Annotated in this window: 13 protein-coding genes; 10 read left to right on the top strand and 3 right to left on the bottom strand. The window is 56.0% G+C overall.

Features of this window, described 5'->3' with window-relative positions; all coding sequences use genetic code 11:
• Nucleotides 1-41 precede the first annotated feature (41 nt).
• Nucleotides 42-1,520 (bottom strand): serine hydrolase domain-containing protein, encoded by a 1,479-nt coding sequence (locus D7M11_RS24985; RefSeq protein ID WP_120749989.1) that lies wholly within the window; start codon nt 1,518-1,520, stop codon nt 42-44.
• A 402-nt stretch (nt 1,521-1,922) separates the two neighbouring features.
• Between D7M11_RS24985 and D7M11_RS24980 the strand changes: the two genes are divergently transcribed.
• The 5 genes from D7M11_RS24980 to D7M11_RS24960 all read left to right on the top strand — a co-directional run bounded on the left by D7M11_RS24980 (nt 1,923) and on the right by D7M11_RS24960 (nt 8,278).
• Entirely contained in the window at nt 1,923-2,699 is a 777-nt protein-coding gene (locus tag D7M11_RS24980; RefSeq protein WP_120749988.1) for a class I SAM-dependent methyltransferase, read from the top strand.
• A gap of 310 nt (nt 2,700-3,009) precedes the next feature.
• Nucleotides 3,010-4,338 carry an ABC transporter substrate-binding protein gene (locus D7M11_RS24975; protein ID WP_120749987.1) on the top strand — a complete coding sequence of 443 codons (1,329 nt, stop codon included), beginning with the start codon at nt 3,010-3,012 and terminating at the stop codon, nt 4,336-4,338.
• A 153-nt stretch (nt 4,339-4,491) separates the two neighbouring features.
• A complete protein-coding gene (locus D7M11_RS24970; RefSeq protein ID WP_193556272.1) occupies nt 4,492-4,803 on the top strand; it encodes a hypothetical protein in 312 nt (103 codons plus the stop codon).
• A 60-nt stretch (nt 4,804-4,863) separates the two neighbouring features.
• Complete coding sequence (locus D7M11_RS24965; RefSeq protein WP_120749985.1) at nt 4,864-6,177, top strand: extracellular solute-binding protein; 1,314 nt, start codon at nt 4,864-4,866, stop codon at nt 6,175-6,177.
• 28 nt (nt 6,178-6,205) lie between these two features.
• A complete protein-coding gene (locus D7M11_RS24960) occupies nt 6,206-8,278 on the top strand; it encodes an alpha-amylase family protein (protein ID WP_120749984.1) in 2,073 nt (690 codons plus the stop codon).
• A gap of 142 nt (nt 8,279-8,420) precedes the next feature.
• Here D7M11_RS24960 and D7M11_RS24955 read toward each other — a convergent pair whose 3' ends face one another.
• The gene (locus tag D7M11_RS24955; protein ID WP_120749983.1) at nt 8,421-10,247 is read right to left on the bottom strand and encodes an ABC transporter ATP-binding protein; all 1,827 of its coding nucleotides are present in this window, start codon (nt 10,245-10,247) and stop codon (nt 8,421-8,423) included.
• Complete coding sequence (locus tag D7M11_RS24950; protein ID WP_120749982.1) at nt 10,198-11,985, bottom strand: ABC transporter ATP-binding protein; 1,788 nt, start codon at nt 11,983-11,985, stop codon at nt 10,198-10,200. Before D7M11_RS24950 ends, D7M11_RS24955 begins: the two co-directional genes overlap by 50 nt.
• A 290-nt stretch (nt 11,986-12,275) precedes the next feature.
• Between D7M11_RS24950 and D7M11_RS24945 the strand changes: the two genes are divergently transcribed.
• The 5 genes from D7M11_RS24945 to D7M11_RS24925 all read left to right on the top strand — a co-directional run bounded on the left by D7M11_RS24945 (nt 12,276) and on the right by D7M11_RS24925 (nt 17,246).
• Nucleotides 12,276-13,235: a D-2-hydroxyacid dehydrogenase gene (locus D7M11_RS24945; protein WP_240041299.1), complete on the top strand. Its 960-nt coding sequence runs from the start codon at nt 12,276-12,278 to the stop codon at nt 13,233-13,235.
• Between the two features lie 406 nt (nt 13,236-13,641).
• Nucleotides 13,642-14,418 carry an ABC transporter ATP-binding protein gene (locus D7M11_RS24940; protein ID WP_120749981.1) on the top strand — a complete coding sequence of 259 codons (777 nt, stop codon included), beginning with the start codon at nt 13,642-13,644 and terminating at the stop codon, nt 14,416-14,418.
• Nucleotides 14,419-14,435: 17 nt separating this feature from the next.
• Nucleotides 14,436-15,275, top strand: coding sequence for an ABC transporter permease (locus D7M11_RS24935; protein ID WP_120749980.1), 840 nt, complete (start codon nt 14,436-14,438; stop codon nt 15,273-15,275).
• Nucleotides 15,276-15,287: 12 nt separating this feature from the next.
• On the top strand, nt 15,288-16,142 hold the full coding sequence (locus tag D7M11_RS24930; protein ID WP_120749979.1) for an ABC transporter permease: 855 nt from the start codon (nt 15,288-15,290) through the stop codon (nt 16,140-16,142).
• A gap of 63 nt (nt 16,143-16,205) precedes the next feature.
• Nucleotides 16,206-17,246 (top strand): ABC transporter substrate-binding protein, encoded by a 1,041-nt coding sequence (locus D7M11_RS24925; RefSeq protein WP_120749978.1) that lies wholly within the window; start codon nt 16,206-16,208, stop codon nt 17,244-17,246.
• The last annotated feature ends 22 nt before the right edge of the window (nt 17,247-17,268 follow it).

Below are 17,268 nucleotides of genomic sequence, written 5' to 3'. Positions count from 1 at the left end.
ATGTTAACTTCATTGTTGTAGATTACGAGACGTCTTTCCATCTATTCCGACACGGCCGCAGAGTCAAGACATCCACCGGCAAAACCGTTATATTCGTTCAAAAACCATTCGGCTACCTTTGTCATCAACACGCCTATTTGGTCGCCTTTAAAGTTAAATGATGCTTTCAGCGTGCCCAAATAATGGTCAGTTACATATACGAGCATATTCAGCGTCTGTGGATCTACCCATGCCGCGGAAGCGAGACACCGGTATTTGTCGCCGACTGTGCCGATGCGTGCGCCGGAATAGCCTGGCTGAGGAAATTGTCCCGCTACTTGCTGGCCTATTCCGAATGCGAGTTGATGTTCCCCTGCGGCATTCGTGTATTCCCACACGCCTTCGTCGCCGTTGAACCGAAACCGCATCCTCGTAATCCCCATCGGATTCGGCTCCATCCTAAACCACTGGTTGGATATTGCTCCGGCTTGGGGCGACGTTAATTCACCAGGCTGCGGCAAGATGTGCAGACCGTTAATCGATTGCTGCAGCTCAGTTTGGGCTGATTCCTTTTCCGGTAAAGGATCATGTGACAAGCGGGCAAGTATTTCTTCACGATACGCTTGCTCCAGATACAGGCCGCCGTTCGCGGAGCCTTGTGTATCGGCAATACATGCAAACAAAAACCGCTGTTTTGGAAAACAAAATGCGAATTGGGAGCCCATACCGCGAAAGGCAAAGCCGCCGTCAGGCTCTACCCAAATCTGATACCCGTATCCGGAGCGTTCGCCAAGAGAATTATCGATTTGCTTGGATGTCGCTTCCCGCACATATTGCTCAGAAATGAGCTGCTGTTCTCCCCAACGACCGCCGTTCATACAGACATAGGCCACTTTAGCCATATCGCGCAACGTGCAAATGACGCCAGAGCCGCCCCACGACGTGCCTTCCGGTGTCTGAACGCACCATATGTCTTTGGAGGCGCCGATCGGATCGAGCAAGCGCTCGCGCATGAACGTTAAAAATGGCACGCCGGTAATTCGCTCCACGATCGTATTCAGAATTACGGTCGCCGCCGTATCGTATGCAAACACCGTCCCCGGCGGATGACAGGGCTGATGCTGGAAGAAGGTCGCAGCCCAATCCTTGTCTTTGAACGAATAGGACGTCCGGTCATGAGGCGTTGCCATCATTAACAGATCACGAACGGTCGTGTCAAGCAGGTACCGGTGGGGGGCTGGCGGCAGCTTATCCGGAAAAAACGCCGCCACCTTATCGTTCAACTTCAGCTTGCCTGCATCGATCAGCAGGCCGACGGAAAGCGAGACGAAGCTTTTGCTGACCGAGTACATCCGATGGGTGCTGTCGGCCGTATACGGCGCCCAATAGCCTTCCGACGCTATCTGACCGTCCCGGACGATAAGAAATCCGTGCAAATTAACTCCCAATCGCTTAATACGTTGCAAAAACGCTGCGATCGCCTCGCTAGGTATTCCTACTGATTCGGGTGAAGCGGCAGGCGTAAACAAACGATTTGTCATCTCTCTCACCAAGCCTCTCAAGCGTATTCAAGTCTCTTAACTAAGAATAAACCATTAGACTGAAAAATAAAGTATTAGGATGAGAAAATATAGTAAAAAAACCATACTTCTTCCCAAACAAAGCCCGTCCGGCTTGATCGGCTGGACGGGCTTTGTTTGGCTTGCGTTTTATGTATCAAACGTCATCATGCTTGATTCTTACACCTCGTAGCGACGATGCGGGTGCCTTCATCAAGCTCCTTCGCTCCGCTTTCCATCGGGCGGAGCATCGTCAGGATTCATTCTTGTCGTGGGGGAATTTTCGGCTCGCACATTTAACTATACGCAAACTTTCCCTTACTCCCGCTCCCCGGACATCGCTATAATGGCCTCATAGAGACAGATTGGGAGGAGCATGGAGAAGTGAATATTAGAGAAATTAACCGGGACGCCTGGAACCGCAACGTCGAGGCAGGCAATCGATGGACGCAGCCGGTATCCCCTGAAACGATTGCCAAGGCGAGGCAAGGACAGTGGGAGATTATTCTGACCCCGGTGCGGTCGGTGCCGAAGAGCTGGTTTCCGCCGCTTGCCGGAGCGAAAGTGCTCTGTCTGGCATCTGGAGGCGGTCAGCAGGGGCCGGTGCTGGCGGCAGCGGGAGCGGATGTGACCGTTTACGATATGTCGGAGAAGCAGCTCGGGCAGGACAGGGTTGTCGCCGAGCGCGAACAGCTGACGATTCGCACCGTGCAGGGTGATATGGCCGATTTGTCCTGTTTCGCGGACGAGACGTTCGATCTGATCGTGCATCCGGTGTCGAACGTGTTCGCGCAATCGATTTTGCCGGTATGGCGGGAGGCGGCTCGGGTGCTGAAGAGAGGCGGCGTGCTGATGGCCGGCTTCGTCAATCCGCTCGTATATATTTTCAGCATCGAAGCGGAGGAACGGGGCGTTCTCGAGGTGAAGCATTCGATTCCGTATGCGGATCATGAACAGCTGCCGAAGGAACGGCTCGAAGCCCATTTGCGAGACGGCGTTCCGCTCGAGTTCGGACATTCGCTCGAGGACCAGCTTAAAGGACAGCTTGATGCCGGACTTGTGCTGACCGATCTGTTCGAGGATAACTACGGTGGGGAAAGCCCGCTCGACAAACATATCAACACTTTCATCGCCACGAAGGCGGTAAAACTGAAAGTGTAGGCAAGGGACGAACTGCACTTGTGATGCGGTTCGTTCTTTTTTTGTTCGAAACGGGCCGAAAAACTTGTTGAAAGACGGCGGCGGGCATGTTACGATATTTATAGAAGAACTAAGTTCTTCAATATAGAACATTAGGGGTAAGCGCTTTCTGTAAGTGGTTTTGTAGCCTTCTCCCGTTGGCAAGGAATTCATCGTTTCGTTCGATATGTTGCATACATGTCGTTTGCAGGGATGAATGGGTTTTCGTTTTTGAGGTGCCGAAATGCAGAACAAAATGAGGGTCAACACAAAACATGTATGAGGTGAGCGTATGTGGAAAAAAACGAAAACGATAGCTGCGGCAGTGACTGTTGGAAGCGCTTTACTGGCGGGCTGCGGCGCGCAAGGCGAGAAGCCGCAGGGAGCCGGCGCGGATGCGCCGAAGGTGCAGGAGAAGCAGGAACCGGTAACTTTGAAATTTTACACGATGACCGTCCTCGACGATTTTGAGAAATATATCAACCAGTTCGTGAAAAAGAAATTCCCGCATGTGACGCTCCAGGTCGTCGAGAACAAGAAGGGCAGCGAGATTCAGGATTTGATCGCGACAAACGACATTCCCGATATTATTTGGCAGGGTCTTACGAATATGGGCGGCGCGCTCGCCGACTACGATGTATCGATGGATTTGACGGCCATTGCCAAGAAGCAGGGATTCGATTTCAACAGCAAGTACGATGCGAAAATGGTCGACAGCATCAGATCGTATTCGCCGAAGGGCGAGCTGCTGTATATGCCTTACAACGTTCTTGTATTCGCCCTGCATTATAACAAGGACATCTTCGACAAGTTCGGCGTCGCCTATCCGAAAGACAACATGACGTGGGAGGAAGTTATCGAGCTGGGCAAACGGATTTCGCGCAAGGACGGCGATACGCAGTACATCGGTCTCCTGCCGCCGACCGGCCTGAACCGGGTGCAGAGCCAGCTCAGTTTATCGTACGTCGATCCGACGGGCCAGAAGGCGGCTTTTTCAACCGAAGCATGGAAGCGGATGTTCGATGTCATGAAGAGCATCAACGATTATCCGAATGCGCCGCAGATCAAGTCGTTCGGCGATGTGCGCAACAATTTCCTGACGAACCGGACGATTGCGATGATGCCGGAAATTTTGCAGTTGCAAAACTACGATATGGCTGGGGCGGAGAAGGCGGGCTTGAGATGGGATATCGTAACATTCCCGTCGTTCAAGGATAAGCCGGGGGTAGGCGTAGGCGTATTCTCCGACGGCTTCGTCATTCCGAAGGGCAGCAAGCATCCCGATGTTGCGTTCCAGGTAATGGCGTATCTCAGCACCGATCCCGATGTGCAGATGGAAGCGACCAAAAACGGGCGGATTACGGCGCTCAAGGACAACGCCAAAATGTTGGAGCACGCCTTCGAGAACAACCCGGCGGCGAAGGGCAAAAACTTAAAAGCCGTATTTACGCAAAAATATCCCGATCCGATCTTGTCTTCCCCGTACAATGCGACCGGGCTCTCGACGATCAGCTCCAAAATGCTCGACTACGTAAACGGCAAATCCGACGTAAATACGCTGCTCAAGCAAGCGGATGAAGATTTCAACAAAAAAATCGCGGAATTGAAAGCGAAAAAATAAGGAGTTTCCTGTCAAGCTTCGGCCAAGCGCCGGAGCTTTTTAGTTGTCTTAATCGATTGCGAGTGATTGCGAAAACCGGATTGATTCCGCTATTAATATATTATATAATATATATTAAATATGATTTTTGTTTGATTGGCATACTTAATCGGCTTGGTGCACGAAAAACAAGGACTAAAGGGTGTGAGGCCCGGCGAACAACATTCACTGGAAGACATGCACGGCTGCAAGCAAGAAGGGAACAGGGAAGTTCAACAAAGAGAGGGGATCGAGTCTTTTCCACAAAACGAAAGTTTTGCTTTTGCCTATGCAGTAACCGATTTCTATAGGAGTTACTACGGCGCCGGCCGGTTTGTTCAACGGGAAAGCTTGTTGCGTCAAAGCAGGGGCGGTTTTGAATGCGCTTACGATTTAATCGAAATTCGCGGCGCGAATGGCACCCTGATGACGATTGCTCCGGCGTAAAGCTTGAAATTAGTAATCGATTTCCCTAATCCTATTCCATTGACTACGAGGTGACCCGCTGTGAGAAAACCATTTATTTATACGACAACGGCCGCATTATCGCTTTCCTTACTGCTCGGTGCATGCAGCGGGAACAAGGAAGCCGCTCCTCCGGTTGCGAAGACGGAGACGCCGAAAAACGAGAGTCCGAAGCCGGCAACGATCAAAATCGCCCAGCGCCACCTGACCGAAGATGAGTTCAAACGGTTTATTCTAGAGCCGGTTCAAAAAAAATATCCGCATATTACGCCGCAGTGGGTCGATTCGTCAAAAGTGTCCTTGGCGAACATGGTCGCTTCCAAAGACATTCCCGACATCAGCGTCGACTATCCGCTTGCCTTGACCCAACTGCTCGATATGAAGGTCGAGCTGAATATGGACGATGTGATCAAAAGCGCGAAGTTCGACTTGAACCGGATTCGCCCGGAATTTCTCGAATCGATCAAGACGGCGGCCGGAGTCGGCTATTTGATCGGGCTTCCCGTCTACAACAACTCGTTCGCCTTGTTTTACAACAAAGACTTGTTCGACAAGATGGGCGTCCCGTATCCGAAGGACGGCATGACGTGGGACGATGCGCGTACGATTGCGGCGAAAATGACGAGAACCGAAGGCGGTGCGCAGATTTGGGGGCTGTATCCCGGCGAGGCGTTCCGCGGTGCGTACCAGCTCGGATTGCCGTTTATCGATTTCGCGGGCAAAAAAGGCGCCTTGCAAACCGACGGCTGGAAGATGATGTTCGAGCTTTGGGCCAGCTTATACCAAATACCGGGGGCGACGAATTTGCTGCCGAGCGATCCGTCGACGCAGGCGACGCAATCGTTTCTGAAGGGCGAGGTCGGCATGCTGGCCGGACATTCCGCAACGCTGCAAAGCTTGAAAACGGTCAAAAACTTCAATTGGGACGTCGTTACGTATCCGGTCAACCCGAAGGCGCCGGGAACCGGGCAGCGCGTCGATTCGCTTGTGTTCTCGATCACGAATGCGAGTCCGAACAAGGAGGCGGCGTTCCAGGTCATTGAGACACTGCTCTCGAACGAGGTGCAGACGGATTTGTCCCGCTATGCGAGAGTATCTGTGCTGCTGGATGATAAAGTGCATCAGGCGTTCGGGAAGGATTCCGCCGAGTATCAATCGAAGAATGTAATAGCGATGACGAAGCCGAAGCTGGCCGTCATTCAGCCGTTCAAATATCCGTTCCCGGCCGAGTCCAATCCTGCCGTGCTCGTATCGAAGGCGTTCCAGGAAGTCGTGACGACGGGAAAAGACATCAATACGGCGCTTCGCGAGGCGGACGAGAAGCTGACGAAGGCGATTCAGGCGCTGGACAAGTAAATGGGCATAGAAGAGGAGAGAGTGGGCTATGGGAAACGATTTGTACAGAAGAACGTTTCGGCGCGGATTGTTCGATTTTCACGCCGGGGAAGCGGTTCCTGAAGTGGAACTGAATGTAGCCGAATATGTTGCGGCAGCCGCCCGGGCGGGTATGCAGACGATTACGTTCATGACCAAGGACGCCTTCGGCAACAGCTATTTCGGCACGAAAATCGGACACAAAAATGCGAGAGTAAAAGGGGATATGCTCGCAGAGGCCATTCAGGAAGCGCGGAAGCACGGAATCGATATTATCGCTTATTACAACGTTGGCTTGAACAGCCATGTCGCGGCGGCGAATCCCGATTACCGGCAGCGGACGGCGGATCAGAAGCCGATCACCGAAGCTTTCGGCTATTACGACCTGCTCTGCATGAATTCGCCGTATCGCGATCACGTGTACGCGCAGTTCAGGGAGATTGCGGAGAACTACCCGGTCTCCGGCTTTTTCTTCGACATCACCTACGTATGGAGCAATTGCTGTCACTGCGAATATTGCAGCTCTTTATACAAATCGAAGTACGGCCAGCCGATCCCGCAGTCGCCTGCGCCCGGGACACCGGAGCTGAAGCGGTGGCAGTCGTTTCAGCGGGATATCCGTTATCAGTTTTTGCGAGACGCCGCGGCCTGCATCAAGGGCATCAATCCGGATCTGCTGATCGGCTGGAACCATGCCGGGGATCCCCGCTTCGGTCAAGTGGAGGCGGACCGGCACGCGGATTATTTCACCTCTGAATTTCATCCTCCGCATTATGCGTATGGGAGCCTCCTCGCCAGATGGAAGCGTTCGTTTCGCAAACCGTTCGAGCTGATGATGCCGAGCGAAATGGGCAGTTGGGGAGAGTGGACGGTTGCGCCGGCTGCGACGCTTAGGACGACGGCCGCCATCGCCGTGGCGAACGGCGGGTCCATCAGCTACGGTCATGTAGCTTATCCTTCGGGCTTTCTGAAAGGCCGGGTGCCGGATGCGGTAATGGAAGCCATCGGCGAATCGAACGAGTGGGTGCGCTCGCTCGAGCCGTGGCTTGAAGGGGCCGAAAGCGTGCCGATCGTCGCTGTCCTGTATTCGATCGCGGGCAAACGAGTGCTCGAAGCATCGGCTCTCCCCAGTCCGGGCGACGATCCGCATTTGCAAGGCTTGCATCGGATTTTGACGGAGGGTCATATTCATTTCGATATTATTGACGAGGAGGCTTTACTGTCGCAGCTTAGCCGGTACCGACTGCTCATTTTGCCGGATCAGGCTTACTTAAGCGATGAAGCGGAAACCTGCATCCGGGACTTTGTCAGAGCGGGAGGTCGGCTGGTTGCATCGAACCGCACCTCGCTGTATGACGCGGACGGGACGCGCAAATCCGACTTCGGCTTGGCCGATGTGCTCGGAATCGGTTTTACCGAAGTATCCCGCTACAGCGTATCGTATGTATATCCGATCGACGCCGCGATAGCCGGTTCGATTCCGGATATGCCGATTTTGCTCAAGGATACGGCACAGAAAACGCTCCGCATCGAGGCGCGCGAAGGCGCAACCGTCCTGGCGAAGTTTACCGACCCCGCTCTGGAGGCGAAGACGTTTCGCCACGTTTACCACCAGCACGCGCATCCGGCGTTTCCGACGCCATTTCCGGCGGTCGTTTCCCATTCGTACGGCAGCGGAGCGAGCCTTTACTTTGCCGGTCCGATCGAGTCCGCCTTCTGGCGCACCGGCTCGCCCTGGCTGCGGACGCTTTACTTGAACGGCTTGAACGAGCTCGATCCGGACCCGCTTGTCAAGGTCGAAGCTCCGATCTCGGTGGAAGTGAGCGTCATGCGCCAGTCTTCCCGCCTTGTGGTGCATTTGACGAATGTGCGGGAAGATAAAGCGGCGGGCTCGAAGACGTTTATCGAGGAAATCGCTCCGGTCACGAATATCCGGGTATCCGTGAAAACGTCGGCAGAGCGTGTCTACATAGCCCCGGACAACACGGAGCTGCCCTTCGAGAAGGAAGAGGGACGAATCCGGTTCGTCGTTGCCGAAGTCGGCCTGCATGCCGCGGTCGTGATCGAAGGCGCGGATTTGTAAATGGCAAAGGCAAAAGCCTCCAACCCCACATGAAGTGGGGGTTGAAGGCTTTTGTAAGTTATGGGGCTCCCCGCAAAGTATTTGGAGTAATCTTCGAAGAACAGCTCCACTTTGTGGGGTAATTTGTGTTTTCGCAGTCCGCTTACCCGACGGCGTGAGCGCCTTGCGAGTGGCTGTACAGCTCTTCATAGTAGCCTTTGCGCTCGATCAGCTCGCGATGCGTGCCCTGCTCCACGATCTGCCCTTGACGCATGACGATGATGCGGTCCGCCTGCATGATCGTCGACAGCCGGTGGGCGATGACAAGCGTCGTTCGGCCTTTGGAGACGATCTGCAGCGCGGTTTGCACAAGCTGCTCCGTGTACGAATCGAGATTGGCGGTCGCTTCGTCCAGAATCAGTATTTTCGGGCGGAACACGACGATCCGCGCGAACGAGATCAGCTGGCGTTCTCCAGCGGACAACCCGCTGCCCCGCTCGGACAGCATCGTATCGTAGCCGTCCTGAAGCCGCGTAATCAGGTTGTCGGCGCCGACGAACCGGCACGCCTTGATGACGTCGTCGCGGCTGATCGATTCGTCGAACAGCCTGACGTTGTCGATAATGCTGCCGGAGTACAAATACGGCTCCTGCTGAACTAGGCCGACGATCCGGTGCAGCTGCGCCTGCGGAATGTCGCGAATGTCGATGCCGTCGATGCGGACGCTGCCCTGCTGCACGTCGTAGAACCGGCACAACAGGCTCATCAGCGAGCTTTTGCCCGCGCCGGTAGCGCCGACGATGCCGATCATTTCGCCGGCGGTTATATGCAGGTCGAGACCGGACAAGATCGGCACGCCTTCCGTGTAGCTGAAGTGAACGCGATCGTAGTCGATCCGGCCGCGAATCGCACCCGACTTGATCGCATTCGGCTGCTCCGTGTCCTGAACGGACGGCTTAATCGAGAACACCCGCCACAGCCGGTCCATCGACACCGTCGTCGATTGCAGCGTATTCCATTGCTGCGTAATCGAGTTGATCGGCTGGAAAAACTGGCGGATGTACGTAATGAAGGCATACAGTACGCCGAACTCCATCGTCCGCTCGAACACGGCCATACCGCCGATCCAGACGATAAAGGCGACGGACAAGTTGCCGAGAATATCGAACGAGCGGTTGAAGAAAACGTTCGTCTGCACCTCGCGCACGTTCGAGCGGAAATACCGCTTGTTCTGCTCGTTAAACGATTGCTGCTGCTGCTTCTGCTGATGGAACGCCTGAATCAGATTCATGCCGGCTAGGTTCTCCGCCGTAAAGGCGATCAGCCGCGACAGCTGCGTTCTTGTGATCTGATACACTTTGCGCATATACGAACGGAAGCCGATGGCAATCCCGGCGATGATCGGCAGCAGAAGCATGCTGTAGCCGGCCAGCATCGGATCGAGATGAAACATAAGGCCGATGATAATAAGCAGCGTCATGCCGTCGCGCATCAGGCTGAGCAGCACCTGGGTAAAAAACTGGTTGAGCGTTTCCGTGTCGCTCGAGACGTGAGTGACGAGACTGCCGCTGTGAAACCGGTCGAAAAACGACATCGACTGCTTGGAAATATGGGCGAACAGCTCTTTGCGGATTCGCGCCACGATGGACTGGCCGACATATTGCAGCATGTTGTTCTGCAAGTAAGTAAAGACGAGACCGATAATAACAAAGGCCAAATAAATAACGCTGATGAGTACAAGCATGCCGTAATCGTTTTTGCCGGCCATCAAGTTGTCGTCGATTGCGATTTTGACCAGGTACGGCTGCAGCAGGTCGGCCGATATGGCCAGCAGCGTGCATAAAAAGATGAGCGCGAAACGTCCGCGAAACGGCTTCGCGTAGGCGATCATCGAACGAAAGGCAGCCCGGCGGTCTTGCTTGCTGACGTTGTACGCGCTGCTAATTTCGCCGTCCGGATTCGCGTTCGGCTGGGCCTTTTGCTTCGCCATGTCGTGTCCCCTCCTCCTGAATGGCGTATAGGGAAGCGTACAACCCTTCTTGCGCCAGCAACTGCTCGTGCGTTCCCCGCTGCACGATCGTTCCTTTGTCCAGTACGATAATCTCGTCCGCGTGCTTCAGCGCGCTGATGCGATGGGCGATAATAATCGTTGTTTTGTTCCGGCGTTCTTCGCGCAGCCCGTCGATAATATCCGTCTCGGTGATGGCGTCGACTGCGCTGACGCTGTCGTCCAGCACGAGAATCGGCGCGTCCTTCGTAAAGCCGCGGGCGAGACTCGTGCGCTGGCGCTGACCTCCGGACAGCGTAAAGCCCCGTTCGCCGAGCCTCGTCTCGAACTTATCGGGGAACTGCATAATATTATCGTAGATTTGCGCTTTTTGGGCCGCATGAAAGGCCTTCTCCGCCGGCGTTTCGCGGTTCGAGAAGGAGATGTTGTCGCGGATCGTCGTACTGAACAGGAAGCCGTCCTGCGGCACGTACGCGATATGGGTGCGCAAGCTTTCAAGCGTGGCGCCCCGGATATCGTCGCCGCCGATCGCAATGGTGCCTTCCGGCGGCTCGTATATGCGCAGCAGCAGCTTGACGAGCGTCGTTTTGCCGCTGCCGGTTTTGCCGATGATCCCGATTGTTTGTCCGGGGGTGATCGTCAGATTCAGATCGTGCAGCGCTTCCTGATCGCTGTTCGGATAAGAGAACGTCAGGTTGCGGATGCGGATGTCGGATGCGCCCTTGCGCAGCGGCTTTGCCTGCTTGCTCTCGCGGATGTCCGGCTGCACGGCGAGCAGGCTGCCGAGCCGAGACAGCGAGGCCCGCGACCGCTGCATCGTATTGATAACGTTGCCAATTTGCTGAAGCGGGTTGACGATCATTCGAAGGTACAGGGTGAGCGAGACGAAGCTGCCGATCGAGATCGAGCCGTGAATCGTCAGGTAGCCCCCGTAGGCGATTGCGATAATGAGCGAAATGCCTCCGAGAAAGGGCAGCAGCGCCTGAAACAGCGACGACAAACGAACAAGCCGCAATTGAGCTTCGACAATGCGGTCGACCGTACGGCCGAACCGGTTTTGCATGATCGGCTCGACGGCGAATTTTTTCGTTACGCGGATGCCGCCGAACTGCTCCTCGGCCGTTTCCGTCATTTTGGCGAGCGATTCCTGCACCTTCATCGACCGTTCCCGGATCGGGGGGCCGAACAGGACGACGACGAACGGAATGGCGAGCATCGGAATCATGCAGACGATAATGAGGGAATACGGAATGGAGCTGACCAGCATCATCGCCATAACCGACAAAATCAGGATGACGGCGTTTGTAGTCTGGTTGATGCCCATCGAAATCGATTCGCGCACCGAGGTGACGTCGTTCATGACGTAGCTGAGCATTTTGCCGACGCCGTTCTTCGAATAATAATGTTCGCTGAGTCCGGTAAAATGGACGAACAGCTTCCCGCGCGTCAAATATTCGAATCTTCGACCGAGCCGCATAACGATATATTGGCCGACGCCGGCAAGCAGGCCGAAGGCGAGGCCGATCGCCAGCAGCTTCAGAGCGGAGTCCGCGATCGCTTCGCGGGTAATGCCTCCCGCTTGCAGCGTATCGGTGAAATCGCCCAGGACGCGGGGGTAAAGCGATTGGACTACGTTTGCTACGGTTATCGCGGCGACGGCGAGCAAATACTTGTACCAGTTCGACCGCAAATAACCGAGCAGCAGACGCGGAGATTGCAACGTATACCACTTCCCGTAATGAATTTTCGTCTCAAAGGTTCATTATACTTGTGCTTGTGTAAAGTTTCACCCGTGCTTATCCCGGGCTTGCCGCGATATTAACCCGTATTTGGCCGGTATGCGAATGTAGGAACAATCATTCTTGTGAATTTGCCGAATTGCTGGGAGTCGTTTGTGAAACTTTCGTGAACGAAACTTTAATCGGTCCTTGGGGCATGCAAGCGGGCATTCCCGTCCGTTCTCGGTTATGATGAAGACAGGCTGGATATCGTACAGAAAGGAAGATGGTCATGAAGAGACGACTTATGCTCGTGCTGCGCAAGCTGGAGCCAGCTTTGCTGGGGCGAATCCGCGCGGCGGCGCACGGCTTCGAGGTGCTTGCGATCGCGGACGGGACGATCGAAGACCGGCATTATAAGGAAGCCGAACTGATCTGCGGCTGGAGTGCGAAGGCGGAACAGCTTGCGCTGACGCCTGGCACGGAGCTGAGGTGGATTCAGACATGGGGAGCGGGTATCGAGCAAATGCCGCTTGCCGCGATTAAAGAAAGAGACATTTGGCTGACGAACGCGAGCGGCGTCCATCCGTATCCGATATCCGAGACGGTGTTCGCCATGCTGCTTGCTTTCACCCGCGGGCTGCACCTCTCGATCCGCAATCAGTCGCAGCGCAGGTGGGAGCCGGTTCAGACGCAGGGCGAGGCGCACGGGCGCACGATGGCGGTGCTCGGCGTCGGCGAGATCGGCAGGGAGGTGGCGAGACTCGCCAAGGCGTTCGGCATGACCGTGCTCGGCTTGCGGAAGTCCGGCGAACCGGCCGAATATGTGGACCGGATGCAGACGTACGGGGAAGAGCGGGAGCTGCTTTCCACAAGCGACTATATTGTAAACTGCTTGCCGATGACGGCAGAGACGAAACATCTGGTCGGCAAAGACTGGTTCGCGATGATGAAGCCGGGCGCGTTCTACATCAATATCGGCAGAGGCGGCACGACGGATACCGATGCTCTGCTCGAAGCTTTGCGCGACGGCCGGATTGCCGGAGCCGGGCTCGATGTGTTCGAGCAGGAGCCGCTGCCGGCGGACCATCCGCTCTGGGCGATGGAAGGTGTGATCCTCACTCCGCATCATACCGGGATCACGACCGAGTATAACCGGCGGGTCACGGACATTATCGTCGCCAATCTGGAGGCGTACGTGCAGGGACGAGAGCCGTCCGTCAACCGGATTCCAAGCGATCGGATGTACTGACGGGGAGTGGGCAATCGCCTTTTGGAGATCGGTTTGCAGGTACACGGCCGCTGCGGAAACATTTGATCAACACTCGCTCTTACAATCGGATTCCTTGATGGAATATGCTGAGGTTGGAATCCGATTGTAAAGGCGACCGTTTCACTGTTCCAGATGCAAATGTTCCACTCCGCTCCTACATTCTTCTCCAAATGCGATTGCCCTGGATGGAGGAGAAAAAGAGTTGACGGGCGGAATGAATGGTGATAATATCTTTTTAACCCTATAGGAATTGTAGGAATAATGCTGACTAGTCAACTGGAGGCACATGTACCCGGCGAGCGATCGTTCGTCCGGAAACATGCGCCTCTTTTGCGTTTCATCCGCACGATCCGGGGCTTACGAGGCAGTAGAAAGGAGAATGGTTATGGGAGTACCGCTGCTTGAAATCAAACGGCTGGACAAAAGCTTCGAGACGAAAAACGGCACGGTCCGCGCTCTCAGCGGCATCGATCTAAACGTAAAGGAAGGCGAATTCCTTACGGTCATCGGACCGAGCGGCTGCGGCAAAAGCACGCTGCTCAAAATCGTCGCCGGACTCGATACCGATTACGCGGGCGAGGTGCGGCTGGGCGGGGAGAAGGTCGCCGGTCCGGGCATCGACAAAGGGTTCATTTTTCAGGAGCCCCGGCTGTTCCCCTGGCTTACGGTGGAAAAAAACATTGCCGCCGACCTGTCCCTGAAGCGCCCGGAGGTGAGACGGGAGGTCGACAGGCTGATCGAGCTCGTTCGTCTCAAAGGGTTCGAGAAATCGTATCCGCGCGAGCTGTCCGGCGGGATGGCTCAGCGGGTATCGATCGCCCGCGCGCTGCTGCGTTATCCGAAAATATTGCTGCTCGACGAGCCGTTCGGCGCGCTGGACGCTTTCACGAGAGCGCATATGCAGGAGGTGCTGCTCGACATCTGGCAGAACAACCGGACGACGATGGTATTCGTGACGCACGATATCGACGAGGCGGTTTTTCTCGCCAACCGGGTCGTCATCCTGAAGCCGCGTCCGGGCGAAATCCGGGACATCGTCCCGATCGATCTGACGTTTCCGCGCAAAAAGTCGAGCGTGGCGTTTCAGGAGCTGCGGTATAAAGTGCTAAGCGCGTTCGAGAAGCTTGACGAGCTCGAGCTGATCGAAAGCGCGGGCATTTAGGAAAGAGGGGACCTATCATGAGAGATCCGCTGTCTGCTGCTGCCTCGCAGGCAACCGCAGGCGTACGGCCGCGCCAGAAGGCGAAACGCAAAAGGAAGCTCGAATCGCTCGCGCTGGGCGCGCTGCTGCCGGTGCTGCTGCTCGCCGTGTGGCAGCTGCTCGGCGACGCCGGCCTGATCTCGCGGCTGCTCTTTCCGACTCCGCTGACGATTGCGGAATCGCTGGTGCGGCTGACGGAGAACGGCGACTTGTTCGAGCATTTGCGGATCAGCGTCGTCCGGGCCGCGCTCGGCTTCGTCCTCGGCGGTGGCGCGGGACTCGCGTTCGGCCTGCTGGTCGGCTTTTCCCGGTCAAGCGAACGGGTGCTTGACCCGTCCGTACAGATGATCCGCATGGTGCCGCATCTTGCTATCGCACCGCTGTTCATTTTGTGGTTCGGCTTCGGCGAGCCGTCGAAAGTGCTGCTTATCGCCAAAGGCGCTTTTTTCCCGCTTTACATCAACACGTACTTGGGCATCCGCGGGACGGACAAAAAGCTGTTCGAGGTCGCCCGCGTGCTCGGCTTCAGCAAGCCGAAGCAGGTCGTTCGGCTCGTGCTGCCTTCGGCGGCGGCCAACATTTTGCTCGGCGTTCGGCTGTCGCTTGGCCTCTCCTGGCTCGGTCTAGTCGTCGCGGAGCTGATGGGGGCCTCGTCGGGAATCGGCTACCTCATGTCCGAAGCGAGACAGTTCAGCAAAACGCCGGTCGTGTTCGTCTGCATCATCCTGTTCGCCGTCATCGGCAAAGCCGCCGATTCGCTCGTGCTGCTGCTCGAGAAGCGATTGCTTGTATGGCGCGACAGCTATTCCGGTAAATAAGGAGGCATGAATATGGCTCAGCAAGCGAATCTGGCAAGCCGTCCTGCCGCCGGGCGTCCGGAGTCCCGGAGTTGGACGGGGGTGCTGCGAACGTCTCTTCGCAAGGAGAAATGGGCGGATCTGGCCATCGGCTCCATCCTGCCCGTGCTCGTGCTGCTCGGCTGGCAGCTGGCCGGCGATTACGGCCTCATCTCGACCTTTTTCCTGCCGACGCCGCGTGCGATTGCGGAATCATTCGGGCGGCTCGCGGCTTCGGGGGAGCTCGCCGAACATCTCGGAGTCAGCCTTGGGCGCGCCGCGGCGGGATTTGCGCTCGGCGGCGGGCTCGGCCTGCTGTGCGGCATCGTCACGGGAACGATGCGCCGAGCAGAGCATCTTCTTGATCCGTCGTTTCAACTGCTGCGGATGATTCCCCATCTGGCCGTAGCGCCGCTGTTCATCCTGTGGTTCGGGTTCGGCGAGCTGTCGAAGGTGCTCATTATCGCCAAAGGCGCGTTTTTCCCACTGTACGTACATACGTTTCTGGGCATACGGAGCGTGGACAAAAAGCTAGTCGAAGTAACCGAAGTGCTGCGCTTCAGCCGGTCCAGGCAAATATGGCGGCTGATCGTGCCCTCGGCGCTGCCGAACATCCTGCTCGGGCTTCGGCTTTCGCTGGCCGTTTCGTGGCTCGGCCTTGTCGTGGCGGAGCTGATCGGCTCGCAGTCCGGCATCGGCTTTTTGATCAATTTCGCCCGGCAAAGCTCCGCTACGGACATCATTTTTGTCGGAGTCATCCTGTTCGCGGTCGTTGGCAAGCTCGTCGATTCGTTCGTTCGGCAGCTCGAACGCAGGCTGCTCGGGTGGCGCGACAGCTTCGACGGGTAACGTTCTGCATGCGTACCGCTTCATGGGGAAGCGGAATCCCAATAGACAGAGGAGAGGAACGAAATGTCCATATACAGAGACAGGATTGGCACATTCGCCAAATGGGGGAAAAAGCGGGGGCTGGCACTCGCGCTTGTCGGCGCTATCGTTTTGCTTGCGGCGACGGCTTGCGGCAAGGCGGACGCGACGAAGGCCTCGGCGGGAGGCGGAGGCCAGGCGAAGCCGCCTTCCACGCTGCGTATCGGTTATATCGGAGCGAATAAGCTGAATGTTCCGGGAGGTTCCGAAGGGTGGGGCTTTTACAAGGGGCTCAGCCAAGACGAGTTGAAGAAATATGGCATTACGGATATCCAGTTTATCGGCTTCCCGAACGGTCCGGACCTGAGCGAAGCGATCATCGGCGGGCGGCTCGACATCGGCTCGCTTGGCGATACGCCAGCGATACTTGCGAAGTCCACCGGCGCTCCGACGAAGGTGATCCATCAGAACGCTTCTGGCAGCAACGCCCTCATTTTGGCGAAGAAAGGCGGGCCGACTACGCTCGCAGACCTGAAGGGCAAGAAGGTTTCGGTTAAAAAAGGGTCCTACATGCACCGTTATTTGGCCGGTCTGCTGAAAAAGAACAATATCAAGGATGTGCAGCTCATCCATCTGCTGGACGACGATGCCGACGCGGCGCTCGTCCGGGGCGAGGTGGACGCGATCGCCACAACTGAGATTCGGGCGCTGAAGATGATCCCGCAAGGGTTCCCGGTACTGGACGAAGCGGCCAAAAACAATCCCGATCTTGTTGGAACCGGCGTTACGGTTGTATCGGAGAGCTACCTGAGGAAGTTTCCGGATATCGCGAAGGTATGGAACGAGCTGCGCGTCAAGGCGCTTGACGATCTGAAGAAGCAGGAAGAGGCGTATTATGCGTTTTTGGCGGAAAATACGGGCAATCCGCTCGATCTCGTGAAGAAAACGAGCCCGGTCAGCCAACTGCCGCGCGAGACGTTTACGGATGCAGGCATCCAAATGCTCGAAGGCACGAAGTCGTTTCTGCTCGAGGAGAAGCTGGCGGACAAAAACTTTTCGGTCTCAGATTGGCTGATCAAGCCGTAATGGAGCCAGTTACCGCATAGGG

It is taken from the genome of Paenibacillus ginsengarvi (assembly GCF_003626695.1).
Lineage (GTDB): Bacteria > Bacillota > Bacilli > Paenibacillales > NBRC-103111 > Paenibacillus_AB > Paenibacillus_AB ginsengarvi.
This window is presented reverse-complemented; position numbering and strand designations above follow the sequence as displayed.

Bases quoted from the DNA above. Each gene is read 5' to 3' on its own strand.
- D7M11_RS24985 (WP_120749989.1), bottom strand. From the start codon at position 1,520: ATGACAAATCGTTTGTTTACGCCTGCCGCTTCACCCGAATCAGTAGGA.
- D7M11_RS24975 (WP_120749987.1), top strand. From the start codon at position 3,010: ATGTGGAAAAAAACGAAAACGATAGCTGCGGCAGTGACTGTTGGAAGC.
- D7M11_RS24960 (WP_120749984.1), top strand. From the start codon at position 6,206: ATGGGAAACGATTTGTACAGAAGAACGTTTCGGCGCGGATTGTTCGAT.
- D7M11_RS24955 (WP_120749983.1), bottom strand. From the start codon at position 10,247: ATGGCGAAGCAAAAGGCCCAGCCGAACGCGAATCCGGACGGCGAAATT.
- D7M11_RS24945 (WP_240041299.1), top strand. From the start codon at position 12,276: ATGAAGAGACGACTTATGCTCGTGCTGCGCAAGCTGGAGCCAGCTTTG.
- D7M11_RS24940 (WP_120749981.1), top strand. From the start codon at position 13,642: ATGGGAGTACCGCTGCTTGAAATCAAACGGCTGGACAAAAGCTTCGAG.
- D7M11_RS24935 (WP_120749980.1), top strand. From the start codon at position 14,436: ATGAGAGATCCGCTGTCTGCTGCTGCCTCGCAGGCAACCGCAGGCGTA.
- D7M11_RS24930 (WP_120749979.1), top strand. From the start codon at position 15,288: ATGGCTCAGCAAGCGAATCTGGCAAGCCGTCCTGCCGCCGGGCGTCCG.
- D7M11_RS24925 (WP_120749978.1), top strand. From the start codon at position 16,206: ATGTCCATATACAGAGACAGGATTGGCACATTCGCCAAATGGGGGAAA.